The following is a 23,592-nucleotide window of genomic DNA, read 5'->3' on the forward strand; positions in this document are numbered from 1 at the left end:
TTTGCCGCTCAGTTGCTGAACAGGAAGTTCATCACGTCGCCGTCCTTGACGACGTATTCCTTGCCTTCGCTGCGCATCTTGCCGGCATCCTTGGCGCCTTGTTCGCCCTTGTAGGCGATGTAGTCGGCAAACGCGATGGTCTGGGCGCGGATATAGCCCTTCTCAAAATCGGTATGGATCACGCCGGCCGCCTGCGGGCCGGTGTCGCCGACATGGATGGTCCAGGCGCGCACTTCCTTAACGCCCGCGGTGAAGTAGGTCTGCAGGCCCAGCAGCTTGTAGGCGGCCAGGATCAGGCGGTTCAGGCCCGGCTCGTCCTGGCCGATCTCGGCGAGGAACATTTTTTTGTCTTCCTCCTCCATGTCGGCCATTTCGGCCTCCATCTTGGCGCAGATCGCCACCACCGGCGCCTTCTGCGCCTCGGCGTAGGCCTTCAGGCGGTCCAGCAGAGGGTTGTTGTCAAAACCGTCTTCGGCCACATTGGCCACGAACATGGCGGGCTTGGCGGTGATCAGGAAGAACTGCTTGAGCAGCGGCAGCTCTTCCTTGCTGAAGTCCAGGGTCCGTACCGGCTTGCCCTCATTGAGCGCAGCCTGGCATTTTTCGAGGATGACGACCAGCTTGGCGGACTCCTTGTCGCCCGAGCGCGCGACTTTGGTCACGCGCTGCAGGGCTTTTTCGACGGCGGCCAGGTCGGCCAGGCAGAGTTCCGTCTGGATCACCTCGATGTCGGAGATCGGGTCCACCTTGCCCGCCACATGCACGACGTTGTCGTCCTCAAAGCAGCGCACCACATTGATGGTGGCATCGGTTTCCCTGATGTGGGCCAGGAATTTGTTGCCCAGGCCTTCACCCGTGCTGGCGCCCGCCACCAGGCCGGCGATATCCACAAACTCGACGATGGCCGGAACAATGCGTTCAGGCTTGACGATCTCCGCCAATTGGGCCAACCTCGGATCGGGCACTTCCACAATGCCGACATTCGGCTCTATGGTGCAAAAAGGGTAGTTCTCGGCCGCGATCCCCGCTTTGGTCAACGCATTGAAAAGGGTGGATTTTCCGACGTTAGGCAAGCCTACAATGCCGCACTTCAAACTCATGAGAAACCTTCAAAAACAGGCTGAGAAGTGTATTCGATGCGCGCTCGGCCAGGGTTGGGGTGCTTTGCGGCAGGTCTTCGCCACCCTTTTGCTGGGCGGGTCTTTGCTGCTGCAGGCCGGGCCGGCGCAGGCCCAGCCGGTCATGGCCCTGAGCGATGCGAACCCGGTCATGGACGCGCGCACCAGCGGCCTCATGTGGATAGACACCAGCGGCCAGGCCAGCATTGAGCAAATTACCGGTGCCGGCAAGGCGGGCGCCGCCTTCGTGCCGCCGGCCGCGGACACCATTCATTCGCTGGGCCCCCAGGCGGCGCTGTGGCTGCATTACCGCTTTGCCAGGTCTTCCGGCTCGCGCCAGGACTGGCTGCTGTCCTTTCCCCTGCCCTTGCTGGACCTGGCGACCGTGTACCAGCGCACCGGCGCAGCGGGCTGGACCTCCCAGACCGCTGGGGACACCCTGGCGGTCTCCAGCTGGCCCGAGCCCGGCCGCTACGGGCAGTTCGAGCTCAAGCTGCCGGACGACGGCGTGCACGACGTCTACGTGCGCATACAGCACCAGACGGAAGTCAGCATTCCGATCCAGGTCAGCACGCGCAGCAGCCTGGCGCAGCGGCTCCAGCTGGAGTACCTGGCCATCGGCGTGGTGTTCGGCGCGCTGGTACTGCTGATCGTCGCCTGCGTGGTGCAAAGCTGGGTCTACCGCGACAAGGCCTATGGCTGGTATGCCGTTTACGCGTCCATCATGGCACTGGTGGTGGCGGCCTGGACCGGCGTGGCCGGCCATCTGCTGTGGAGCAACTTCAGCGCCTGGAACAACATGGCACAGGGCTGCCTGGCCATCCTGGGCGGCGGCTCGGCGCTGCTGGTCGTGCACCATCTGTGCGGCGCGGGTTCACGCCACAGGTGGTTTGAGCGCCTTGCCTATTGGACCGGCGCGGCCGGCGTGCCGCTGGCCCTGCTCTATCTTATTTTGGAGCGCGGCCTGGGCGTACGCCTCATCAGCGCTTACCTGGTCGCGGTGGTTGTCATGGGGATAAGCCGGGCTTACATGACCTGGCGGCGCCAGGATGTCGTCGGCTTCTGGGTGTTCGCGGCCTTCGTCCCGCTGGGGCTGGTGACGCTCATGACCGTCACCAGCATCCTCGGGCTGTTTTCGGTATCGTGGCTGTCCCAATACGGCTTGATGGCGGCGCTGGCGATTGAGGTGCCCCTGCTGCTGGTGGCGCTGAACATGCGTTCGCGCGAACGCCATGCGGTGGAAGCGCGAGAGCAGGCGATGTCCAGCCAGGACGCGCTCACCGGCCTGCTGGCCGCCCACCTTTTCCACGACCGCTTCAAACAGGTGGTGGGACGGGCACAGCGCTACAAAGAGCCGGCCGCGGTGGTCTACATCGAACTGGTCAACTACCGCTACATCAAGAAGACCTGGGGCACGGCCGTGGCCGAGCAGAGCCTGCTGCGCAGCGTCATCAAGCTGCGCCGCATCCTGCGTGACGTCAACACGGTGGGCCGCATCGACGAAGCCCGCTTCGGCCTGATCCTCGAAGGCGTTTCATCGCGCGCGCCCGTCACCGACCTGGCAGCACGCCTGATCGCCGCCGGCCTCATGCCGCTCAAAGGGCTGAAACCGGAGGTGGTGCTGCAATTCCATGTCGCGGGCGTACTCTTTAGCGAGCGCATGGGAAGCCATGAAGAGATATCGGCCGCGCTGGCCGACCTGCTGCACAGCATGGCGGCCCGCACCCGCCGCCCCATCCGTTTCCTGGAGCCGGAGCTGACCCATCCCATGCCGCTGGCGACAGAGTCAGGCTTTGACGGCGCCGATGATTCAGGACCCCAGGCGCCACACGCAGCCCATGCGGCCCATGCCCCGGCGCCGCTACGGGCGGTCAAAAGTCACTCAAACCGGTAGCTGGCGCCCACCGCCTGGCCCACCTTGAGCTGGTGGTCAATGCCGGCCAGCACAATGGCATTCATGCCGAAGGTCAGCGCGCCGTTGACGCGCGGATCCTGCCGGTAGGTCTGCAGCATGTCGCCCACCTCGGGGCTGCTGGTCGCCGTGGCCGGGTCGATATTGGGAATCGGGCAACGCGGGCAGGGCTTGACGGGCTTGAGCTGCGCCGGGCCCTGCTGCGTCGCGATCTGCAGCAGGTCGACGCGGTCCTCGTCGTGCGGCGCCAGGCCCTGGTCGCCGATTGCATCACCCAGCACGATGTTGGGGCGAAAGCGCTCCATGCCCACGGCGGCTGCGCCCGAAGCCACCAGTTTTTCATTGAATTGCGCCAGCGAAGCCTCGCTGAGCACCAGCAGCGAATAGCCGTCGCTGAACTGGTTGAGCGCCTCCAGGCCGCCTGTCCACTCGGTGTTGCAAACCCGCTTGTGTTCCGGGTCGAAGCGCACCAGGCGCGCCGTGCGGCCCAGGAAATCGCTGAACCACTGGGCGGCAATGGGGCCCATGTCATAGGCCTGGACCTCGTCCTTCCAGACCTTCACGCGCACCGGCTCCTCGACCTGGTCCAGGGCGATATGCAGGGCCAGCATGCCGGGCGCGCGCAGCACCATGTCGTGGTACCTCAGCTGCGGCTTGATCAGCGCCATGCGCGGCAATTCGCGCTGCGTGAGGAAATGCCCTTTGTCGTCCACCACCATCCAGGCGCGGTCGAACTCCAGCCCGGTCTCGGTCAGCAAGGCCTCCTGCACCTGTACGCCGGCGCAGGATTTGACCGGGTACACATAGAGGCGCGAGATCACCGCGTTCAGGTCAAAAGCGGCATCGGCCGTCGCGGGGCTTGCCGGTGTGTCGTTCAATGCGTGGCTCACGTCGTCAAATCCTTGTAAATGCGGGAAAGCTCGAAATATTGCGGTTAGGGGGCTGGCCCGGAACGCCGATTTTGCACTGCCTTCTAAAATGGGGCATGTCCAAGACTTTTGATGTCTGTATTCGCGGTGACGGCGTGGTAGGCCGCACGTTGGCCTTGCTGCTGGCGCGCGAGCGTTTGCGCGTGGCGCTGGTCGCCCGCCCTGAAAAAACCGCGGGCGCACACCCCGTCGATGTGCGCGCCTACGCCCTGAACAGCGCCTCGCGCGGCGTGCTGGAAGCCCTGCGCGCCTGGCCCGAAGCGGCCTTTGCCACGCCGGTGCTGGAAATGCAGGTCTGGGGCGACGACGGCGGCAAGCTGGATTTCACCGCACGCAGCGTAGGTCAGGACGCGCTGGCCTGGATTGTGGATGTCCCGGCGCTGGAGCAGCAACTGGTGCAGGCGGTGCGCTACCAGCCGCAGATTGAAACCGTGGCCGAGCCGGCCAAAGCCGCTCTGCAGGTCATCTGCGAAGGCCAGAAAAGCGCCAGCCGCGACGAATTCGGCCAGCTGCGCCCGGTCAACTGGACGGTCAAGCCCTACCCTCAAAAAGCCATTGCCGCCCGGCTGGAGCTGGGCATACCCCACGGCGGCGTGGCGCGCCAGTGGTTCACCGGCGGCGATATCCTGGCTTTGTTGCCCTTATCCGGCGGCCAGGGGAACTTGGCGGCGCTGGTGTGGTCAGTCTCTGTGGAACGCGCCAGCGAGTTGGAAAAACTGTCGCCTGAAGAATTCTGCAAAGCACTGGAAGCCGTGTGCGGCCGGGAAGCCGGCAGCTTGCGGCTGACCAGCGAGCGAGCCAGTTGGCCGCTTTCGCTGTCAAGTGCCGGGCATTGGGTAGGCCCGGGCTGGGCGCTGGCGGGCGATGCGGCGCACACAGTGCACCCGCTGGCGGGCCAGGGCCTGAACCTGGGCCTGGCCGATGCGGCCTGCCTGGCCGGTGTGCTGGCGCAGCGCGAATACTGGCGCGGGCTGGGTGACGAAAAATTGCTGCGCCGCTACGAAAGGGCCCGCAAGGCCGACGTCGCGGCCATGGGCGCGGTGACCGATGGTTTGCATGGGCTGTTCGCGCAGACCGGTGGGCGCTGGCAGGCTTTGCGCAACTGGGGCATGAAGGGCTTTGAACGCAGCGGTTTCCTGAAAAACTGGCTGACGCGGCAGGCCGCGGGTTTATAGAGATTTGAGACAGAGAAAGACACTGGAACCGACATGAAATTCTTGAGATCAATCGCCGTGTTCGGCTTGCTGGCATGCAGCCTGGTTCCATCCTTCGCGCAGGAAGCCGTCATCCGCAAAAATCTGTCTGAAAAATTCCCGGCGTTCGCAAAAATCGACGAAGTCAGCAAGACACCGATGAATGGCCTCTATGAAGTGCGCGTCGGTTTTGACCTTTTCTACACCGACGAGCAAGGCAACTATTTGTTGCAGGGCAACCTCATGGACGTGAGGGCGCGCCGCAATTTGACCGAGGAGCGCATCTCAAAGCTCAGCGAGGTGGATTTCGACAAGCTGCCCCTGGCAGACGCCTTCCGGATCGTGCGCGGCGACGGCAAACGCAAGCTGGCGGTGTTCGAAGACCCCAACTGCGGTTACTGCAAGCACTTCGAGCGCGATCTGAGCACGGTCAACAACGTCACCGTCTACCTCTTCCTATACCCCGTGCTCGGGCCGGACTCCATCGCCAAGTCGCGAAACATCTGGTGCGCCAAGGACAAGCCCAAGGCCTGGAACGACTGGATGTTGCGCAACACCGCGCCCGCCAACGCCGAGTGCGACATCGCCGCCCTCAAGAGAAACCGCGAGTTCGGCCAGAAATACAACATAACCGGAACGCCCACCCTGATTTTTGCCAACGGCTCGCGCGCACCCGGCGCCATCAGCGCGGAAGAAGTCGAAAAAATGCTGGTCGCCAAAACCCCCTAAGAACCTGTTATTAACGCGGACCTGGGGTATTCTGTGCGCAAGATGCCAGGCCCCACAAAAAATATCCTCCCCCCTGTCCGCTATCGCGTCGAAATCGGCGACCTTCACGCCCATCTCTTTCGCGTCACCCTCACTATCGCCCAGCCTGACGCGCTGCAGCGGGTTTCCTTGCCCGTCTGGATTCCCGGCAGCTACCTGGTGCGGGAATTCTCCAAAAACCTGCAAAAACTCGAGGCCCGGCAGGCCGGCACTACGCCGCTTCCCGTGGAACAGCTCGACAAGTGCACCTGGCAGGTTCAATGCTCGCCGGCCAGGCCGCTGGTGCTGCGCTACGAGGTATATGCCAACGACAACTCGGTGCGCACCGCGTGGCTGGATGCGCACCGCGGCTTCTTCAACGGCACCAGCCTGTGTCTGAAAGTGCAGGGCCGGGAAAAGGCCGAACACCTGCTGGAGGTCCCGGCGCCCAAGTCGCTCAAAGGCTGGTCGCTGGCCACGGGCCTGGCGCCGCGCGACACCAACAAGCAGGGCTTTGGCAGCTATGCGGCGGCCGACTACGACGAACTGGTCGATTGCCCGGTGGAAATGGGCGCCTTCTGGAGCGGCAGTTTCACGGCACGCGGCGTGCCGCACCGCGTGGTGGTGGCGGGCGCCACGGCCAGTTTCGACGGCGCCAGGCTGCTGGCCGACACGCAGAAAATCTGCGAAACCGAAATCCGCTTCTGGCACGGCGCCAAAAAAGCGCCCTTTCGCGATTACCTGTTCATGCTCAACGCCGTCGACGACGGCTATGGCGGGCTGGAACACCGCAACTCCACCGCGCTGATCTGCAAGCGCCAGGACCTGCCGCGTGTGGGCGAAGCACGCAGCACCGAGGGCTACACCACGCTGCGCGGCCTGATCAGCCACGAGTACTTCCACACCTGGAACGTCAAGCGCCTGCGCCCCGCGGAATTTGAAAGTTACGACTACACCGGGGAAAACTACACCCGCATGCTGTGGTTTTTCGAGGGCTTCACCAGCTACTACGACGACCTCTTCCTGCGCCGCGCCGGCCTGCTGGACAACGCCGGCTACCTCAAGCTGCTCAACAAGACCATCAACCAGGTCATGCAGACCCCGGGCCGCCTCGTCCAGTCGGTGGCCGAGGCCAGCTTCGATGCCTGGGTCAAGTACTACCGGCAGGATGAAAACACGCCAAACGCCACCGTGAGCTACTACACGAAGGGCTCGCTGGTGGCGCTGTGCTTTGACCTCACGCTGCGCGGCGAGGCCAGGGAGCACCGGCGCGCCAAGGCCGGCACGCTGGACGACGTGATGCGCGCCCTCTGGCTGCGCTGCAAGGCCGGTCCCATGCGCGAGGCCGATTTCGCGGAAGAACTCGCGGCGGCCGGGCACAGGCCGTACGCGGCGGAACTCGCCCGCTGGGTCCACGGACGGGACGAGCTGCCGCTCAAGGCGCTGCTGCAGCAGCACGGCGTGGCGGTGTTGGAAGAGCCCGCGCAGCTGGCCCACCGGTTGGGCCTGCGCGTGGGCGAAAGCCAGGGCGTGGTGCAGGTCAAGACGGTGCTGCGCGGCGGCGCTGCCGAACGAGCCGGCTTTGCGGCCGGCGATGAATGGCTGGGACTGGAGCCTGCCACCAAAGCCGCGGCGCGTGGCATGGACGGCGGCTGGCGCATGAGCCGCCTCGACGACCTTACCCACTACGCCGGCGAGGCCAAAAAAGTCATCGCCCTGGTATCGCGCGACAAGCGCTTGATGCGACTGGAGCTGGCCATGCCGCCGGCGCTGACCACCTGGCGCCTGGCAGTTCAGGACGCCGCGCTGATGGACCAATGGCTGGGGCCCAAAGCCTGAGGCCTATTCGCCCTTGAAGGCCGCGGGGCGCTTTTCCAGGAAAGCAGCCACGCCCTCAAAATAATCGTGCGTGCGACCCAGGGCCGACTGCATGTCGCGCTCCGCATCCAGCTGTTGGTGCAAGGTCCGGGTGATGCCTTCGCGCATCAGCTGCCGTGTGGCCACCAGGGCCCGGGTGGGCAGTGCGGCGAGCCGCTGCGCCAGCGCCACGGCGGCGGCCAGCGGGTCGTCCGCCACATCCCAGACCAGCCCCCACTCTTTGGCCTGCTCCGCAGGCAGCTTGTCGCCCGTAAGCGCCAGGCCCATGGCACGGGCCAGCCCCAGTTTTTGCACCAGCAACCAGCTGCTGCCCGCATCGGGCACCAGGCCTATCTTGCTGAAGGCCTGGATAAAACTCGCGCCGGGCGCGGCCACCGCCATATCGCAGCTCATGGCCAGCGAGGCGCCTGCCCCCGCGGCCACACCGTTGACGGCGGCCACCGTGGGCATGCGCAGCCCCAGCAGCCGGCGCGCCGTGGGGTTGAAAGCCTGGTCGATCAGCGGGCCCGGGTCTGCGCGTTCGACCAGGCCGGGGCCAGGCGCGAAATCAAATTCCGACAGGTCGGCACCGGCGCAAAAGCCGCGGCCGGCGCCAGTGACCACCACGGCGCGCACTTGCATGTCGGCCTCGGCCCGGTCCAGCGCGGCCCAGAGCTCGCGGTGCATTTGCCGCGTAAAACTGTTGAGCGCCTGCGGGCGGTTCAGCGTGATGACGGCCACGGCGCCTTGCGTGGCGTACAAAACGGCGGGGTCGGCACTAGCGGGGGAATCGGTCATGGCGGGGCTCTCCTGCCTCGAATCTAGCACTCGCGGCGGGTCGGGGGCGCGGTCCCGGCTCATGGCATCATTGCCCCAGCACTTCCCGCCCCAGCACTCCCGTATTCCCGGCAAAGGACTTCTTTCATGACCTACGAAACCATTGAAACCCGCACCGAAGGCCCGGACGGCCGCAAAGTGGCCATCGTCACGCTGAACCGGCCCAAACAGCTCAACGCCCTGAACGACCAGCTGATGGACGAACTGGGCCAGGCGCTCAAAGGCTTTGACGCCGACGAGGGCATAGGCTGCATCATCCTGACCGGCAGCGAAAAGGCCTTTGCGGCCGGCGCCGACATAGGCGCCATGGCCACTTACACCTTTGCCGACGTCTACAACAATGACTACATCAGTCGCAACTGGGAGCAGATTCGCAGCGTGCGCAAGCCGGTGATCGCCGCCGTCAGCGGATTCGCCCTGGGTGGCGGCTGCGAACTGGCCATGATGTGCGACTTCATCATCGCCGCCGATAACGCGCGCTTCGGCCAGCCCGAGATCAAACTGGGCATCATTCCGGGCGCCGGCGGCACACAGCGGCTGCCGCGCGCGGTGGGCAAGTCCAAGGCCATGGACCTGGCCCTGACTGGCCGCATGATGGACGCCCAGGAAGCCGAGCGTTCGGGCCTCGTGAGCCGCGTGGTGCCGCTGGACAAGCTGATGGACGAGGCCCTGGGCGCCGCCCTCATCATCTGCGGCTTCGGCCAGACCAGCCTCATGGCCGCCAAGGAAGCCGTCAACCGCGCCTTTGAAAGCGGCCTCAGCGACGGCGTCATGTTCGAGCGCCGCCTGTTCCACGCGCTGTTTTCCACCGAGGACCAGAAAGAAGGCATGGACGCCTTTGTGAACAAACGCAAACCCGTTTTTAAACATAGGTGAGCCACAAGCAGCAGGGACCGCGGGACTGGCTTTGCCAGACCGCGGGCGCCGCCCCCTCAAGGGGAGGAACAAGCTATACGAAGTGAGCTTGGACGGGGGTGGATTTATACCTTCGGTTTTGGCTATAATATTAGGCTGTCGGTCGTATAGCTCAGTTGGTTAGAGCGCAGCATTCATAATGCTGATGTCGGTGGTTCAAGTCCACCTACGACCACCAAGAATGCTTTCAAAGCCCCAGAGGGTCCCCTCCCCTGGGGCTTTGTTCTTTGTGTTCTTGGCCTTTGCGGGTCTTTTATGACGCGCCTTGGCCATTCTTTGCTATCCTTTTGATATTCAACAGCCTCTGGACACATACCATGAACCGCTGCAACTTCTGTCTGACTCCCTTCCTCCTGGCACTGGCCGCCTCTGCCGCCCTGGCCCAGACTGACCAGAGCACCCAGGCCGTCCAGGCCACGTCTTCCACGGAAGCCGTCAAGCCCAACGTCAGGCAATTCCCCGCCAAGGCGGTTCGCGGCGAAATGGTGGTGCTGGCGCCGCCCGTGATTTCCATCGACGGCAGGCAGGAACGACTCTCGGTGGGCGCGCGCATACGCGACGCCAACAACCATTTCACGCTGTCGGCGCCCTTGTTGAACAAGCCCTTGCTGGTGAACTACGTGCGCGACAACACCGGCCTGGTGCATGAAGTCTGGATCCTCAACGCGGAAGAGGCCAAGGAAAAACGGCCGGGCGGCACCGCCACGCTGTTCAACTTCAACACCGACAGCGCTACCAAGGCGCCGGTGGACAACGGCAAGACGCCGTACGACCAGTTGCCCACCTACAAGCGCTGAGTTCCCCCGCCCGGGCTTTGCCGTTTCCACGGCATTTCCCCTTTCTTCACGGGGCCCGGGCCCCCCCTTAACAGCGAATCCAACGGCCGAGCGCCAGCAGATCATGAGCAAAAAAGTCTTTATCAAAACCTTCGGCTGCCAGATGAACGAGTACGACTCGGACAAGATGTCCGACGTGCTGCGCGCCGCCGAGGGCTATGAGCCCACGCAGGACATGGAGCAGGCCGACCTGATTTTGTTCAACACCTGTTCGGTGCGCGAAAAGGCGCAGGAAAAGGTCTTCAGCGACCTGGGCCGCGTCAAGCACCTGAAGGAAAAAGGCGTGCTGATCGGCGTGGGCGGCTGCGTGGCCAGCCAGGAAGGTGCGGCCATCATCCAGCGCGCGCCCTATGTCGATGTGGTCTTCGGCCCGCAAACCCTGCACCGCCTGCCGCAGATGCTGGCCAGCCGGGCCCGCCTGGGCAAGCCGCAGGTCGACATCAGCTTCCCCGAGATCGAAAAATTCGACCACCTGCCGCCAGCGCGTGTCGAAGGCGCCAGCGCCTTCGTGAGCATCATGGAAGGCTGCTCCAAATACTGCAGCTACTGCGTCGTGCCCTATACCCGCGGCGAAGAGGTCTCGCGGCCTTTTGAGGACGTGCTGGTCGAGGTTGCCGGCCTGGCCGACCAGGGCGTCAAGGAAGTCACCCTGCTCGGGCAGAACGTCAACGCCTATCGCGGCCCTATGAGCACGCGTATCGGCGGCACCGCCGAGATAGCCGACTTTGCGACCCTGCTTGAATACGTGTCCGACATCCCGGGGATCGAGCGCATCCGCTACGTGACCAGCCACCCCAACGAGTTCACGCAAAGCCTGATCGACGCCTATGCCAGGCTACCCAAGCTGGTGAACCATCTGCACCTGCCGGTGCAGCACGGCTCCGACCGCATCCTGATGGCGATGAAGCGCGGCTACACCGCCATGGAATACAAAAGCACCGTGCGCAAGCTGCGTGCCATCCGCCCCGACCTGGCCATGAGCAGCGACTTCATCGTCGGCTTTCCCGGCGAAACCGAGGACGATTTCAACAAGCTCATGAAGTTGATCGACGAGGTCGGCTACGACACCTCCTTCAGCTTCATCTACAGTCCGCGCCCCGGAACGCCGGCCGCCGCGCTGCACGACGACACGCCGCACGAAGTCAAGCTGCGGCGGCTGCAGCACCTGCAGGCCACCATCGACGACAGCGTGCGCGCCATCAGCGCCAGCCGCCAGGGCACGGTGCAGCGCATCCTGGTCGAAGGCGCCTCGCGCAAGGACCCGACCGAACTCATGGGCCGCACGGAATGCAACCGCGTGGTCAACTTCAAGGGCCAGCCGCGGCTGATCGGCCAGATGGTCGACATCACCATCACCCAGGCCACGCAGCGTTCGCTGCGCGGCGAAGTCCTGACGCGGGACGTCCCCGTCGCGGCCTGAAGCCGCCTTGCTCAAATACCCGACACGCATGCTGCAGCGATTTTCGTTTCGGCAACTGCTGGTAATCGCTTTCCTGCTGATTGCCGCGCTGCTGGGCGCCGCCTCGCTGCGGGCGCTGTTCACCCTGGAAGAACTCTCGCTGCAAAGCCGCGACAATGCCTCGCGGGCGCTGGAGCTCAGCCGCGCGGCGCAGTCGCTCAGCGAGCGCAGCGTCTCCATGGAGCGCACGTCGCGGCAGTCGGTGGTGCTCGACGACCGGGTGCTCAGGGAACGTTTTTCCGAAGAACTGAAGGAGGCTGGCGACATCCTGGCGACGCTGGCTCGTGAGGACATTCCCGCCGTCAGGGCCCGGCAATGGCGCGCCCACCTGCAGGCAATTGCCGGCCTGCTGACCGGCCCGTCCGACACCGCGCTGGACCGCGAGCGCCAGCTGGCGCAGGAGTTCCGCGAACTGGAAGGCATCAATGCCGCCATCGCGGTGCAGGTGCAGCAAGCCATACAGCAGCGCAACAAATCGCTGGAGGGCAAGCTGGAGGCCAGCCGGCAGCGCCTGACGCAGCAGGTGACCTGGGCCATTGTGCTGGCGGTCGTCATGGCCCTGGCCTTCGGTGTGTGGTTCACGCTGCCGCTGCGCCGCCTGGAAAACGCCATCGTGGGCCTGGGCGAAAACCGGCTCGGCCAGGTGATCGCCATCCAGGGGCCGGCCGACCTGGCGCTGGTCGGGCAGCGGCTGAACTGGCTGCGCCTGCGGCTGGTCGAGCTGGACGCCGACAAGTCGCGCTTTCTGCGGCACATTTCCCACGAACTCAAGACGCCGTTGGCCTCGCTGCGCGAAGGCGTATCGCTGCTGGAAGACGGCGTGGCCGGCGCGTTGAGCAACGACCAGCGCGAAATCGCGCAGATCCTGAAGCACAACACCGGCGTGCTGCAAAGCCAGATCGAGGACCTGTTGCGCTTTAACACCGCGGCCTTCGAGGCGCGCCAGTTGCACCGGCAAAGCGTGGACCTGCTGCAGCTCATCGAAGAACAGGTCTACGCGCAACGCCTGCAGTGGCGCGCGCGTGAGCTGACGGTCACCGTTGTGGGCGAGCCGTTGGTAATGGAAATAGACGGTGAGAAAATCGGCACCGCGCTGGCTAACCTGCTGTCCAACGCCATCCGCTACTCCCCGGCCAAAGGCATCATCCGGCTGGAGCTGAGCGCCATGCGGGGCTTTGTGCGCATCGACGTCCACGACCAGGGCGTGGGCGTGGCGATGGCCGACCGGGAGCGGATTTTCGAGCCCTTTTACCGCGGTGAACGCCAGCCCGCCGACGTGGTCCGCGGCAGCGGTATCGGCTTGTCCATCGTGCATGAATACATTGCCGCACACGGCGGAAGCATCACCCTGATGCCCGACCAGCCTGGTGCACACTTCAGAATAGAGCTTCCCCATCATGTTTCCAAGTAGTAATTTTTCCTCTCCCGTGCTTGCCGCCCGCCTGCCCGGCTGGCTGCCGGCCCTGGTGGCATCCGCCTTGCTCGCCGCGTGCGGCAGCGGCGGCCGCGCCCCTGAGCGCGGCGCCGACACCGCGGCCGTTCAGGCCACCCGGGCCGCGGCCTCCGCCGCCGAGACCGCGCGCGCCGGCGCCAGCCAACCCACGCCGCTTCCCGAGGCGGTGGTATTTGCCAGCGGCATGACGCTGCGCATGCTGGCCTATGCCGAACGCGTGCGCGTCATGCCGCCGACCGAACTCACCCAGGAAGCCGGCCGGCTCGGCGATGCCGCCAGCCCCGAGGCCCAGTTGCAGCTGTCGCTGGTGCTGAGCCAGTTGCGCCAGCTGCCCGAGCTGATACGCGCCCAGGAACTGCTTGCGCGCGTGCTCGGCAATGCCGACGCCCAGGCGCTGCACCCGCTGGCCCGCTTGCTGGCGTCGCGCTACAGCGAGCAACGCAGGCTTGAAGAACAGCTGGAAAAGCAGAACCAGCAACTGCGCGACGTGCAGCGCCGGCTGGACCAGACCAACGAACGGCTGGAAGCGCTCAAGGCGATTGAACGCAGCCTCACCAGCCGCCCGCCCGCTGCGCCGGCCTCGGCGCCCGCCGCCGGCAGGCCTCGCCCCGCCGCACCATGAACGACATCGGCAGCGCCATTTCGCCCCACCTGCTCGTCGTGGACGACGATGCGGACATGCTGCGCCTGCTCACCATGCGGCTCACCGCGGCAGGCTATCGCGTCACGACCGCCACCTCGGCCGAAGCGGCACTGACCCAGCTTCACATCGAGCGGCCGCAGCTGGTCCTCAGCGACGTGCGTCTGCCCGGCAAGGACGGCCTGGCGCTGTTCGACGAGATCCGCCGACAGCATCCTTCGCTACCGGTGATCCTGCTGACCGCGCACGGCACCATTCCCGACGCGGTGGAAGCCACCGAGCGCGGCGTGTTTACCTATCTCACCAAACCGTTTGACGGCAAGGGGCTGCTCGACAAGATCGCCCAGGCGCTGACCTTGAGCGCGCCCGCCGGCCCTGCCAAACGCGGCAGCCCCGAAGCCTGGCAGAACCAGATCATCAGCCGCTCCAGCCGCATGGCCGAGGCCCTGGCCGAAGCGCGCATGGTGGCGCAGTCCGATGCCAGCGTGCTGCTGCGCGGCGAGAGCGGCACCGGCAAGGAACTGCTGGCCCAGGCCATCCACCAGGCCGGCCCTCGCGCCAGCAAGCCCTTTGTCGCGGTGAACTGCGGTGCCATTCCCGAGGCACTGCTCGAGTCCGAACTCTTCGGCCACGTCAAGGGCGCCTTCACCGACGCGGTGGCCAACCACAAGGGCCTGTTCCAGGCGGCGGACGGCGGCACGCTGCTGCTCGACGAAATCGGTGACATGCCGCCTGCCCTGCAGATCAAGCTGCTGCGTGTGCTGCAGGAACGCGTGGTGCGGCCGCTGGGCTCCAGCCAGTCGATTCCGGTGGACGTGCGCATCATTTCGGCCACCCACCGCGACCTGGATGCCGCCATGGCCGAGGGCCAGTTCCGCGCCGACCTTTACTACCGGCTCAATGTCGTCACGCTGACCCTGCCGCCGCTGTCGGAGCGCCGCGAAGACATTCCCCTGCTGGCCAACCACTTCCTGCTGAAGCTGGCCGCCAAGTACGACAAGCGCCTGAGCGGCTTTGCGCCCGAGGCCCTCAAGGCACTGAGCACGGCCGCCTGGCCGGGCAACGTGCGGCAGCTCTACAACGTGGTGGAACAGGTTTGCGCGCTGTCGACCACGCCGCTGGTGCCGCTGGCGCTGGTGCAGCGGGCCCTGCGTTCACCGAGTGTGCAGGTGCTCACATTTGCCGAGGCCAGGCAGCGTTTCGAGCGCGACTATCTGGTGGGCTTGCTCAAGCTGACCGACGGCAACGTGGCGGACGCGGCCCGGCTGGCCGACCGCAACCGCACCGAGTTTTACCGGCTGATGCAAAAACACGGCCTCACGCCGGGCCACTTCAAGGCCGAGAATTCCGGCCCGGCAAGCTGAGCTTGTCGCCGCGCGCCGCACCCCGTCGCTGAGCAGCGACACCCGTAAGCCTTTGATTTAAAACAAGTTAACCGAACCGCCTCCGAAAGTTGTCGCTCACCGGCGACAAAATCAGCGATTCCTGGCGCTTTTGAGTCGGATTACATCTTGTTAAGTGAGGTATCACATTCAAGCTGTTGATTTAAAACAGTTTTTTCAAACTGGCACAGGGTTTGCCCTAGTAATGGCATGCCAGCCTTTTTTCAGTCTCTCCGAAGCGGTTTCCCGGCCGTGCGCCCGGCCCGCTTTGCGGCCAGCGCCGGCCTCACGGCTTTGCTGTTCGCAACGGCGCAGGCCCAGACATTCAACCTCGACGATGTGGCCGCGATGGCCCGCCAGCGCTCGCAAACGCCTTGGCGAGAAGCCTCTCACGCCGTGCCCGTTGAGCTCGCCAAGATGGCGTACGACGACTACCGGGACATCCGGTTCAACGCCGCCAGCACGCTGTGGCGCTCGGACAAACTGCCTTACGAGGCGAACTTTTTCCACGTCGGCCGGCATGGCGATTCGGTGCGCATTCACGAAATCACGACAACGGGCGCAAAGCCCCTGCCCTACGACCCCGCGACCTTCAATTTCGGAAAAAACAAATTGTCACCCGAGACCTGGGGCGACCTGGGCTACGGCGGTGTGCGCTTTTTCAGCAACCTCAATTCGCCGACCTATAAGGACGAGTTGGTGGTTTTCACCGGCGCCACGTATTTCCGCGCCCTGGGCACCGGTCAGCGCTATGGGCTTTCGGCACGCGGCCTGGCGGTGGACACGGCGGGCGGCGGCAAGGAAGAGTTTCCGCGCTTTACCGATTTCTGGCTCGAAAAACCCGCCGGCGATGCGAAGCAACTGACAGTCTACGCGCTGATGGATTCGGAGCGCGTGACGGGCGCCTACCGTTTCGACATCACGCCCGGCGAGCAGACCACCACCCAGGTGCAGGCACGCATTTTCATGCGGCCGGCCGCCACCAGCGGCAACAGCGCACCGGTCGCCACCCTGGGCATCGCGCCGCTGACCAGCATGTTTTTCTCCGGTGAGAACCAGCCCCGCCCCGGCGACTTCCGCCCGGAAGTGCATGACTCCGATGGCCTGATGATGGCCACCGGTGACGGTGAATGGCTGTGGCGGCCGCTGCAGAACCCCTCGGCCACGGTGACGACCTCCTTCGGCATGAAGTCGCTCAAGGGCTTTGGCCTGATGCAGCGCGACCGCGCCTTTGCCAGCTATGAAGACACCGAAGCACGCTACGAATTGAGGCCCAGCGCCTGGGTCACGCCTGTCGGCGACTGGGGCCCCGGCCGCGTCGAACTGCTGCAATTCAACACGCCCGATGAGACGCACGACAACGTCGCGGCTTACTGGGTGCCCGAAAAAATGCCGGCGCCCGGCCAGTCGCTGGACATCGCCTGGCAGATCAGTTGGCAGGGCAAGAACCAGCAGTTGCCGCCCAACGGCTGGGTCACGCAATCGCGCCGCGGCTTTGGCTTCTCCCAGCCAGGAACGGACCTCACGGGCCAGATCCAGTACGTGGTCGACTTTGGCGGCCCGGCGCTGGACGCCTTGCCCGAAGACGCCAAGGTCGAAGCGATCTCCAGCGCCAATGCCAACGGCCGCGTGCTCGAAAGCCTGGCCTACAAAAACCCCGCCACCGGCGCCTGGCGCATGACGCTGCGCGTGCAGCGGCTGAATGCGGCCCAGCCCGTCGAGCTGCGTGCCTTCCTCAAACACGACAACCACACCGTAAGCGAAACATGGACCAACCTGATCACACCCTGATACCGTCCAGCGCGCGCAGCCTGCTGCGCGAAGAACGTCATCCGAATTCGGTCACGGCACCGCCGCTGAACCGCGGCTCCATGGTGCCGCGCCCCTGGCGCGGCTTCTGGAACAGCATGGCGACCGCGCTTTTGCTGCCCCTGGTGTCCATGTTCAAGGCCGGCGACCCGGCGGCTTTGCGCCCCTTGCCCGCCGCCCGGCCCGAGCCCTGGCAGCGCGCGGCCAGGCGCCGCCGCGCGGTGTTCCTGCTGCTCACGCTGGTCAGCACGGTGCTGGCGACCAGCATCTTTGCCGACATGCAGCCCGACTATGACAACGCCTGGCTGCAATACGGCCAGATCAGCCTGTTCGCGCTGCTCTCGGCCTGGGTGGTGACCGGCTTCATGACCGCGATGATGGGCTTTTACGTCACCCTCTTCGGCGACAGGCACGCGCTGTCGGCGAAAAAAGTCCAGCACTACCCGCTGGACGCCTCCACGCGCACCGCCATCATCATGCCCATCTGCAATGAGGACGTGCGCACCGTGTTCGCCGGCCTGCGTGCCACCTGCGAGTCGGTGGCCATGACAGGCCATGTGCAAAGCTTCGACGTGTTCGTGCTGTCCGACAGCAACAACCCGGCGATCATCAAGGCCGAGCGCGCCGCCTGGGAAGACCTGCGCACCCAGCTGGCCGGCCACCCCGACCAGCCGCAGATCGAGGTCTATTACCGCCTGCGCAAACGCCGCACCGACCGCAAGGCCGGCAACGTGGCCGACTTCTGCCGCCGCTGGGGCAAGGACTACCGCTACATGGTGGTATTGGACGCCGACAGCGTGATGAGCGGCGACTGCCTGGTCTCCATGGTCAAGCTAATGGAAGCCAACCCCAGGGCCGGCATCATCCAGACCGCCACCCAAGCCATAGGCCATGTGACCCTGCATGCGCGCGCGCAGCAGTTCGCCTCGCGCGTAACGGGACGCCTGTTCACCTTGGGCATGCAGTTCTGGCAGATGGGCGAGTCCCACTACTGGGGCCACAACGCCATCATCCGCATAGAGCCCTTCATGAAACACTGCGCGCTGGCCCACATCCCGGGCACGGGCGGCATGGCCGGCAGCATCATGTCGCACGATTTCGTCGAAGCCGCGCTGATGCGCCGCGCCGGCTACCACGTCTGGCTGGTGGGCGACCTGGTCGGCAGCTATGAACAGCAGCCGCCCGACCTGCTGGCCGAACTGCAACGCGACCGCCGCTGGTGCCAGGGCAACCTGCAGAACTCGCGCCTGATCGCCGAGCCCGGCATACACCCGGTACACCGCTCCATGTTCGGCACCGGCGCCATGGCGTATCTGTCGGCACCGCTGTGGCTGTGCTTTCTGACCCTGGGCACCGCGCTGTGGCTGTCGGGCTCGCCCATGATCGCCGACTGGACCCTGCTGCCGGGCGAGCTGATGTCGCTGTGGGCCTGGACGCTGTGCATGCTGTTCCTGCCGCGCATCCTGGGCATCGCCGCCGTGCTGATCAACCGCCAGCAACAGTCCTACGGCGGCACCGCCAGCCTGCTGCGCAGCGCGCTGCTGGAAACCCTGATCGCGTTGCTGCAGGCCCCCATCCGCATGCTGGCGCACTCGCTGTTCGTGGTGGTGGCGCTGACGGGCCTCAAACTCGAATGGAAATCGCCCCCGCGCGAAGCGGCCGCCGTGCCCTGGCGCCATGCGCTGGCGCAGCTGGCGCCTATGTCGGGCGTGATCGCGCTGCTGGCCGTCGGCATTGCCGTGATCGATGCGCGCGCGCTGATCTGGCTGATCCCGGTGGGCTTGCCGCTGCTGCTGTCCATCCCAATGACGGTGCTCACCAGCAAGGTCGGCGTGGGCACGGCCCTGCGCGCGCAAAACTACCTGCTGATCCCGGAAGAGACCCGCTCCCCCGCGGTGCTGCGCCGCGCCTGGCTGCATGCCAGCCGGCTGGCTCAACCGCGGCTGAAGGCAGCCTGAAATTCACTTCCCAAATAAAAAGCCGCTTGATCAAGCGGCTTTTTTATGGTCCCGGTTTTTCAGAACTTGGGCATGCCCTTCATGCCGCCCATGCGCTTCATCATTTTCATCATGCCGCTGCCCTTCATCTTCTTCATCATGCCCTGCATCTGCTCAAACTCGTTGAGCAGCCGGTTGACTTCCTGAACGTGCACGCCGGAGCCGGCCGCGATACGGCGCTTGCGCGTGGCCTTGATGAGCTCGGGCTTGCGGCGTTCCAGCGGCGTCATGCTCTGGATGATGCCTTCCTTGCGCTTGATATCTCTCTCGGCCTTGTCCATGTCGACCTGCCCGGCCTTGGCGGTCATCTGCGCCGGCAGCTTGTCCAACAGGCTGGATAACCCGCCCATGTTCTTCATCTGCTGCAGCTGGCCCAGGAAGTCGTTGAGATCAAAGCCGTCGCCCGACTTGATCTTGGCGGCCAGCTTTTGCGCCGCGGCCACGTCCACGCCGGCGGCGACCTGCTCGACCAGCGCCACGATGTCGCCCATGCCCAGGATACGTCCCGCATGGCGCTCGGCGTCGAACACCTCCAGGCCGTCGATCTTCTCGCTGGTGCCGGAAAACTTGATGGGCGCGCCGGTGATCTGCCGCACGCTGAGCGCCGCGCCGCCGCGCGAATCGCCGTCGGTCTTGGTCAGGATGATGCCGGTCAGCGGCAGCGCCTCCTTGAAGGCCTTGGCGGTGTTGACCGCGTCCTGGCCCTGCATGGCGTCGACGACGAACAGGGTCTCGACCGGATTCAGGATGGCGTGCAGTTCCTTGATTTCAGCCATCAGGGCTTCGTCAATGGCCAGCCGGCCGGCCGTGTCTACCAGCAGCACGTCAAAGAAATGCTTGCGGGCGTAGTCGATGGCCGCGCGGGCGATGTCGGCCGGCTTCTGCTCGGGCGTGCTGGGAAACCATTCGGCGCCGGCCTGTTTGGTGACCGTCTTGAGCTGCTCGATGGCGGCAGGGCGGTAAACGTCACCCGAGACCGTCAGCACTTTTTTCTTGCGCTTTTCGATCAGGTGCTTGGCCAGCTTGGCGGTGGTGGTCGTTTTACCCGCGCCCTGCAGTCCTGCCATCAGGATGACCGCCGGCGGCTGCGCCGCCAGGTTGATGTCGCTCACGCCCTCGCCCATGGTGGCGGCGAGTTCCTTGTTGACGATGCCGACCAGCGCCTGGCCCGGCGAGAGCGAACCCATCACCTCCTGGCCCAGCGCCTTTTCCTTGACCCGGGCGATGAAGTCGCGCACCACCGGCAGGGCCACGTCGGCTTCCAGCAGCGCCATGCGCACTTCGCGCAGCATGTCCTGCACATTGGATTCGGTGATGCGGGCCTGGCCTCGCATTTCCTTGACGAGGCGGGATAACTTGTCGGTAAGGGCTGAAGCCATGGGAGGGCGCCACGGGCGTGGAGCAGTTAAGTGAGAAAGGAAAGGCTGCAATGAGGCCGGCGCGGAAAGCCGCCGGGAAAGCAGTAAAGGCTAAACTCTAGCCATGATTTTAGCTTTGAGCGACTGGTGGGGTCTTGCGGCGGCGGCAGGCGCCGCTGTCGCCTATGCCGTCCTGGCGCTGGCCGCGCCGCGCCTGGGTGCCGCCGCCGTACGCGGCCTGCTGCTGGCGGCCTGGCTGCTGCACGTGCTGGCGCTGGCCGACGGCCTGCTGGGCGAGCCGCCCCGCTTCGGCTTTGCGCCCGCGCTGTCCATGACCGTCTGGCTGGTGCTGACGGTGTACGCCATTGAAAGCCGCCTGTTTCCGCAGCTTCATGCGCACTGGGCGCTGGCGGGCCTGGGTAGCGTGGCGGTCATCCTGGCAGCCGTTTTCCCCGGCACCACCTACCACGCCATCGCATCGCCCTGGCTGCCGCTGCACTGGGCCCTGGGCATTGCGTCCTATGGGCTGTTTGCCGCGGCGGTCGTGCACGGCTGGCTCATGACACGCTCCGAGCGCTCCATCCGGCTGGCCGCGCAAACCGACGCCGGCGTGCCGCTGATGACGCTGGAACGCCTGACCTTTCGTTTCGTGGAGGCCGGCTTTGTGTTGCTGTCGGCCACGCTGTTCGTGGGCTGGCTGTTCGCCGAAACGCTTTACGGGCCTGGCCTGGCCTGGAAGTGGAACCACAAGACCGTGTTCTCGGTGCTGGCCTGGCTGACCTTTGCGGGCCTGCTGATCGGCCGGGCGCGCCTCGGCTGGCGCGGCCGCAAGGCGGTGCATGTGCTGTACCTCGGCTCCGGCCTGCTGCTGCTCGGCTATGCCGGTTCGCGCTTTGTGCTTGAAGTCATCCTGAGGCGGGCATGAAGTACCTGCTGGTCATGGGCCTTGTGCTGGTGGTGTTCTGGATCTGGCGGCACAACCGTGAGACGGAGCGAGGTGATGCCGCGCCCGCCCGCCAGCCAGCCCCGCAAAAACCGGGAACCGCCATCACTGAAATCGTCGCCTGCGAGATTTGCGGCGTGCATTTACCGAAAACTGAAGCGCTGATCGGCAACAAGGGCGTTTACTGCAGCGAAGCGCACCGGCGCCAGGTCGAACAGGGCCTGTGAACACTATGTTTACAAATGCGGATGGGGTAAAAACGGCGCCAATCAAGGCGCGCGACGAATCCCAGACCGGGAGTCTGGGTGAGGAGCGCAACGCGGAGTGGCGCCGTTTTTACCCCATTCCCTCCGGGCTGCGCTCAAAAAGGCCTTGCGCGACGTTGCAAAGCCTTGACGGGGTTCACCCCGCCTGCGTTTTGCGCCTTGCTCAAGGCCTTTTTGAGCGCAACGCATCTTGCAAACACAGTGTTTACAGGCCCTAGATGAGCACGCCCTCCCATTGGTTTGAAACCGGCGGCGACAGGAGCTCAGGCAGCTGGGAAATCACGTCCGAGCCCGGCTCCTTCGGGCGCCTCTGGCATGTTTTCATGACAGCGCGCGTCGCCATCGCCGCCGTGCTGGTCATCCTGCAGGCATTTATCTACGTACTGGGCAACATCACCAACCACTGGTCCATCGCGACCTGTATCGCCTACCTGTGTGCCACCCTGGCGGTGCGGGTCTGGTCGCGGCCCCGGCCGCCCGGCAGCACCTTTGACGCGCAATGGGTGCTGACCATAGGCGTTGACGTCGTCGCCTTCTCGGCGCTGAACTTCCTGCAGTCAGGCGGCATCAATTACACCCCGCTGTTCGCGCTGCCCGTGCTGCTGTCCTCCATCCTCGGCCCCATCCTGCTGGCCTTCGGAACCGCCTCGAGCGTGACGCTGCTGCTGCTGGCCGACGCCTGGTGGAACTCACTACTGGGGGTGGGCGACGCCAACGCGCGCTTCCTGCAGGCGGGCTTGAGCAGTTCCGGCTTCTTCCTCGTCGCGCTGCTCGCCAATCACCTGGCCCTGCGCCTGGCCAGGGAAGAGCAACTGGCCAAACGCAGCCAGTCGGCCGCGCGTATGCAAACCCAGGTGAATGAACTGGTCATTGAAGCCCTGGCCGATGGCGTGCTGGTGGTCGACGTCAACGGCATCGTGCGCTCGGCCAACCCGGCCTCCCGGCGTCTGCTGGCGGCCGGCGATGCAGCACGCAGCGCCCCCTTCATCCTGGCCATGGAAGTCGCCTGGCAACCTCTTGCCGAGCTGACGCACCGCACCTTCGCGGCGCAATCGCCGCAGGAAGCGGACGTCAGCCTGGACAATGCGGGCGGCAACACCCGGCGGCTGCATGTGCGCACGCGGCTGGCCGCATCGCCGAACGGCACGCACGAGAGCCTGTGCGTGATGTTCCTGGAAGACCTGCGCGAAATGGAAGCGCGCGTGCGGACCGAAAAAATGGCGGCCATGGGCCGCATGTCGGCCGCGGTGGCCCACGAGATCCGCAACCCGCTGGCCGCCATTTCGCAAGCCAATGCGCTGCTCGAAGAAGACCTGCAGGACGCGGGGCACCGTCAGCTCACCGCCATGGTCAGGCAAAACGCGCAGCGCCTGGCCCGGATTGTCGACGAGGTGCTGAATATTTCCCGAGCCCAGGCCCAGCTGCCTTCACCGCAAACCATCACTCTGCCGCTTGACGACACCGTCCAGAAAATTACCTCCGACTGGGCGGGGCAGACTGCGGCCGCCGCGCGCACGCGCATCACGGTGGGCTCGGACAACGCCGTCGTGGTTTTTGAGCCCGAGCATTTGCGGCGCCTGATGATCAACCTGCTGGACAACGCCTTGCGCTACGCCAGCGATTCCGCCGGCGCGATCGAAGTCGCGACCCAGAACGTGGCGCCGGGGCAGGCGCGCCTGTCCGTCTGGAGCGACGGCCAGCCGCTGGAGCAGACCGTGCAGACCCATCTGTTCGAGCCCTTTTTCTCATCGGAAAGCCGCTCCAGCGGGCTGGGCCTGTATATTTGCCGCGAGCTGTGCGAACGCTACGGCGCCATGATCGGCTACCGGCGCGTGCGGCGCGAAGGCACCGAGGGCAACGAATTTTTCGTCATGTTCAGGCCCTCGGCACAATCCTCGAACACGCCTTCGCCTTCTTTTGCCACAATGCCCACTTGACACC

At 65.2% G+C, this 23,592-nt stretch carries 19 protein-coding genes and 1 tRNA gene; 16 read left to right on the forward strand and 4 right to left on the reverse strand.

The genetic code is table 11. From position 1 onward, the window contains the following. Positions 1-8: 8 nt before the first annotated feature. Complete coding sequence (gene ychF / locus ACEN8I_RS01435) at positions 9-1,100, reverse strand: redox-regulated ATPase YchF (protein ID WP_413325510.1); 1,092 nt, start codon at positions 1,098-1,100, stop codon at positions 9-11. Between ychF and ACEN8I_RS01440 the strand changes: the two genes are divergently transcribed. Beyond that, entirely contained in the window at positions 1,099-3,012 is a 1,914-nt protein-coding gene (locus ACEN8I_RS01440; RefSeq protein WP_413325512.1) for a 7TM-DISM domain-containing protein, read from the forward strand. The two genes, ychF and ACEN8I_RS01440, sit on opposite strands and share 2 nt — an antisense overlap. On the opposite strand, the gene ACEN8I_RS01445 is transcribed toward ACEN8I_RS01440, so the two are convergent. Continuing rightward, the gene (locus tag ACEN8I_RS01445) at positions 2,997-3,920 is read right to left on the reverse strand and encodes an MOSC domain-containing protein (protein ID WP_413325514.1); all 924 of its coding nucleotides are present in this window, start codon (positions 3,918-3,920) and stop codon (positions 2,997-2,999) included. The genes ACEN8I_RS01440 and ACEN8I_RS01445 overlap by 16 nt on opposite strands. A gap of 95 nt (positions 3,921-4,015) precedes the next feature. Between ACEN8I_RS01445 and ACEN8I_RS01450 the strand changes: the two genes are divergently transcribed. Genes ACEN8I_RS01450 through ACEN8I_RS01460 form a run of 3 tightly spaced genes read left to right on the forward strand, consistent with a single transcriptional unit; the run spans position 4,016 to position 7,738 of the window. Then, positions 4,016-5,134 carry an FAD-dependent monooxygenase gene (locus ACEN8I_RS01450; protein WP_413325517.1) on the forward strand — a complete coding sequence of 373 codons (1,119 nt, stop codon included), beginning with the start codon at positions 4,016-4,018 and terminating at the stop codon, positions 5,132-5,134. A gap of 33 nt (positions 5,135-5,167) precedes the next feature. Continuing rightward, a complete protein-coding gene (locus tag ACEN8I_RS01455; protein ID WP_413325519.1) occupies positions 5,168-5,881 on the forward strand; it encodes a DsbC family protein in 714 nt (237 codons plus the stop codon). A 42-nt stretch (positions 5,882-5,923) separates the two neighbouring features. Continuing rightward, on the forward strand, positions 5,924-7,738 hold the full coding sequence (locus tag ACEN8I_RS01460) for a M61 family metallopeptidase (protein WP_413325521.1): 1,815 nt from the start codon (positions 5,924-5,926) through the stop codon (positions 7,736-7,738). 3 nt (positions 7,739-7,741) lie between these two features. On the opposite strand, the gene ACEN8I_RS01465 is transcribed toward ACEN8I_RS01460, so the two are convergent. Further along, complete coding sequence (locus tag ACEN8I_RS01465) at positions 7,742-8,554, reverse strand: enoyl-CoA hydratase-related protein (protein WP_413325523.1); 813 nt, start codon at positions 8,552-8,554, stop codon at positions 7,742-7,744. A 126-nt stretch (positions 8,555-8,680) separates the two neighbouring features. Between ACEN8I_RS01465 and ACEN8I_RS01470 the strand changes: the two genes are divergently transcribed. The 9 genes from ACEN8I_RS01470 to mdoH all read left to right on the forward strand — a co-directional run bounded on the left by ACEN8I_RS01470 (position 8,681) and on the right by mdoH (position 19,045). Further along, a complete protein-coding gene (locus tag ACEN8I_RS01470; protein ID WP_413325525.1) occupies positions 8,681-9,469 on the forward strand; it encodes an enoyl-CoA hydratase in 789 nt (262 codons plus the stop codon). Between the two features lie 140 nt (positions 9,470-9,609). After that, positions 9,610-9,686: transfer RNA gene (locus ACEN8I_RS01475), tRNA-Met, on the forward strand. Positions 9,687-9,825: 139 nt separating this feature from the next. Beyond that, on the forward strand, positions 9,826-10,305 hold the full coding sequence (locus tag ACEN8I_RS01480; protein ID WP_413325527.1) for a hypothetical protein: 480 nt from the start codon (positions 9,826-9,828) through the stop codon (positions 10,303-10,305). 103 nt (positions 10,306-10,408) lie between these two features. Continuing rightward, on the forward strand, positions 10,409-11,764 hold the full coding sequence (gene miaB, locus ACEN8I_RS01485; protein WP_413325531.1) for a tRNA (N6-isopentenyl adenosine(37)-C2)-methylthiotransferase MiaB: 1,356 nt from the start codon (positions 10,409-10,411) through the stop codon (positions 11,762-11,764). A gap of 28 nt (positions 11,765-11,792) precedes the next feature. After that, positions 11,793-13,214 (forward strand): sensor histidine kinase, encoded by a 1,422-nt coding sequence (locus ACEN8I_RS01490; protein WP_413325534.1) that lies wholly within the window; start codon positions 11,793-11,795, stop codon positions 13,212-13,214. Then, a complete protein-coding gene (locus ACEN8I_RS01495; protein ID WP_413325536.1) occupies positions 13,201-13,878 on the forward strand; it encodes a hypothetical protein in 678 nt (225 codons plus the stop codon). Before ACEN8I_RS01490 ends, ACEN8I_RS01495 begins: the two co-directional genes overlap by 14 nt. Next, entirely contained in the window at positions 13,875-15,260 is a 1,386-nt protein-coding gene (locus ACEN8I_RS01500) for a sigma 54-interacting transcriptional regulator (protein WP_413325539.1), read from the forward strand. The genes ACEN8I_RS01495 and ACEN8I_RS01500 overlap by 4 nt, the downstream gene beginning before the upstream one ends. 228 nt (positions 15,261-15,488) lie before the next feature. Beyond that, on the forward strand, positions 15,489-17,069 hold the full coding sequence (locus tag ACEN8I_RS01505) for a glucan biosynthesis protein G (RefSeq protein WP_413325542.1): 1,581 nt from the start codon (positions 15,489-15,491) through the stop codon (positions 17,067-17,069). Continuing rightward, positions 17,045-19,045, forward strand: coding sequence for a glucans biosynthesis glucosyltransferase MdoH (gene mdoH / locus ACEN8I_RS01510; RefSeq protein WP_413325544.1), 2,001 nt, complete (start codon positions 17,045-17,047; stop codon positions 19,043-19,045). The genes ACEN8I_RS01505 and mdoH overlap by 25 nt, the downstream gene beginning before the upstream one ends. A gap of 59 nt (positions 19,046-19,104) precedes the next feature. Here the strand turns inward: mdoH and ffh are convergent, their stop codons facing one another. Further along, positions 19,105-20,463: a signal recognition particle protein gene (gene ffh / locus ACEN8I_RS01515; RefSeq protein ID WP_413325546.1), complete on the reverse strand. Its 1,359-nt coding sequence runs from the start codon at positions 20,461-20,463 to the stop codon at positions 19,105-19,107. Between the two features lie 103 nt (positions 20,464-20,566). On the opposite strand from ffh, the gene ACEN8I_RS01520 reads away from it, so the two are divergent. From ACEN8I_RS01520 to ACEN8I_RS01530, 3 genes are all read left to right on the forward strand, one after another. Continuing rightward, complete coding sequence (locus ACEN8I_RS01520; RefSeq protein ID WP_413325547.1) at positions 20,567-21,367, forward strand: inner membrane protein YpjD; 801 nt, start codon at positions 20,567-20,569, stop codon at positions 21,365-21,367. Continuing rightward, positions 21,364-21,612 (forward strand): PP0621 family protein, encoded by a 249-nt coding sequence (locus ACEN8I_RS01525; RefSeq protein WP_413325549.1) that lies wholly within the window; start codon positions 21,364-21,366, stop codon positions 21,610-21,612. Before ACEN8I_RS01520 ends, ACEN8I_RS01525 begins: the two co-directional genes overlap by 4 nt. 257 nt (positions 21,613-21,869) lie before the next feature. Then, positions 21,870-23,588, forward strand: coding sequence for a sensor histidine kinase (locus ACEN8I_RS01530; protein ID WP_413325551.1), 1,719 nt, complete (start codon positions 21,870-21,872; stop codon positions 23,586-23,588). Positions 23,589-23,592: the final 4 nt, after the last annotated feature.

The organism is Polaromonas sp. CT11-55 (genome assembly GCF_047303325.1).
GTDB lineage: Bacteria > Pseudomonadota > Gammaproteobacteria > Burkholderiales > Burkholderiaceae_C > Polaromonas.

What these genes read in the sequence shown, in the direction of transcription:
- ACEN8I_RS01440 (WP_413325512.1), top strand. Translation starts at nt 1,099, where the DNA reads ATGAGAAACCTTCAAAAACAGGCTGAGAAGTGTATTCGATGCGCGCTC.
- ychF (WP_413325510.1), bottom strand. Translation starts at nt 1,100, where the DNA reads ATGAGTTTGAAGTGCGGCATTGTAGGCTTGCCTAACGTCGGAAAATCC.
- ACEN8I_RS01450 (WP_413325517.1), top strand. Translation starts at nt 4,016, where the DNA reads ATGTCCAAGACTTTTGATGTCTGTATTCGCGGTGACGGCGTGGTAGGC.
- ACEN8I_RS01455 (WP_413325519.1), top strand. Translation starts at nt 5,168, where the DNA reads ATGAAATTCTTGAGATCAATCGCCGTGTTCGGCTTGCTGGCATGCAGC.
- ACEN8I_RS01460 (WP_413325521.1), top strand. Translation starts at nt 5,924, where the DNA reads ATGCCAGGCCCCACAAAAAATATCCTCCCCCCTGTCCGCTATCGCGTC.
- ACEN8I_RS01465 (WP_413325523.1), bottom strand. Translation starts at nt 8,554, where the DNA reads ATGACCGATTCCCCCGCTAGTGCCGACCCCGCCGTTTTGTACGCCACG.
- ACEN8I_RS01470 (WP_413325525.1), top strand. Translation starts at nt 8,681, where the DNA reads ATGACCTACGAAACCATTGAAACCCGCACCGAAGGCCCGGACGGCCGC.
- ACEN8I_RS01480 (WP_413325527.1), top strand. Translation starts at nt 9,826, where the DNA reads ATGAACCGCTGCAACTTCTGTCTGACTCCCTTCCTCCTGGCACTGGCC.
- miaB (WP_413325531.1), top strand. Translation starts at nt 10,409, where the DNA reads ATGAGCAAAAAAGTCTTTATCAAAACCTTCGGCTGCCAGATGAACGAG.
- ACEN8I_RS01490 (WP_413325534.1), top strand. Translation starts at nt 11,793, where the DNA reads ATGCTGCAGCGATTTTCGTTTCGGCAACTGCTGGTAATCGCTTTCCTG.
- ACEN8I_RS01495 (WP_413325536.1), top strand. Translation starts at nt 13,201, where the DNA reads ATGTTTCCAAGTAGTAATTTTTCCTCTCCCGTGCTTGCCGCCCGCCTG.
- ACEN8I_RS01500 (WP_413325539.1), top strand. Translation starts at nt 13,875, where the DNA reads ATGAACGACATCGGCAGCGCCATTTCGCCCCACCTGCTCGTCGTGGAC.
- ACEN8I_RS01505 (WP_413325542.1), top strand. Translation starts at nt 15,489, where the DNA reads ATGCCAGCCTTTTTTCAGTCTCTCCGAAGCGGTTTCCCGGCCGTGCGC.
- mdoH (WP_413325544.1), top strand. Translation starts at nt 17,045, where the DNA reads ATGGACCAACCTGATCACACCCTGATACCGTCCAGCGCGCGCAGCCTG.
- ffh (WP_413325546.1), bottom strand. Translation starts at nt 20,463, where the DNA reads ATGGCTTCAGCCCTTACCGACAAGTTATCCCGCCTCGTCAAGGAAATG.
- ACEN8I_RS01520 (WP_413325547.1), top strand. Translation starts at nt 20,567, where the DNA reads ATGATTTTAGCTTTGAGCGACTGGTGGGGTCTTGCGGCGGCGGCAGGC.
- ACEN8I_RS01525 (WP_413325549.1), top strand. Translation starts at nt 21,364, where the DNA reads ATGAAGTACCTGCTGGTCATGGGCCTTGTGCTGGTGGTGTTCTGGATC.
- ACEN8I_RS01530 (WP_413325551.1), top strand. Translation starts at nt 21,870, where the DNA reads ATGAGCACGCCCTCCCATTGGTTTGAAACCGGCGGCGACAGGAGCTCA.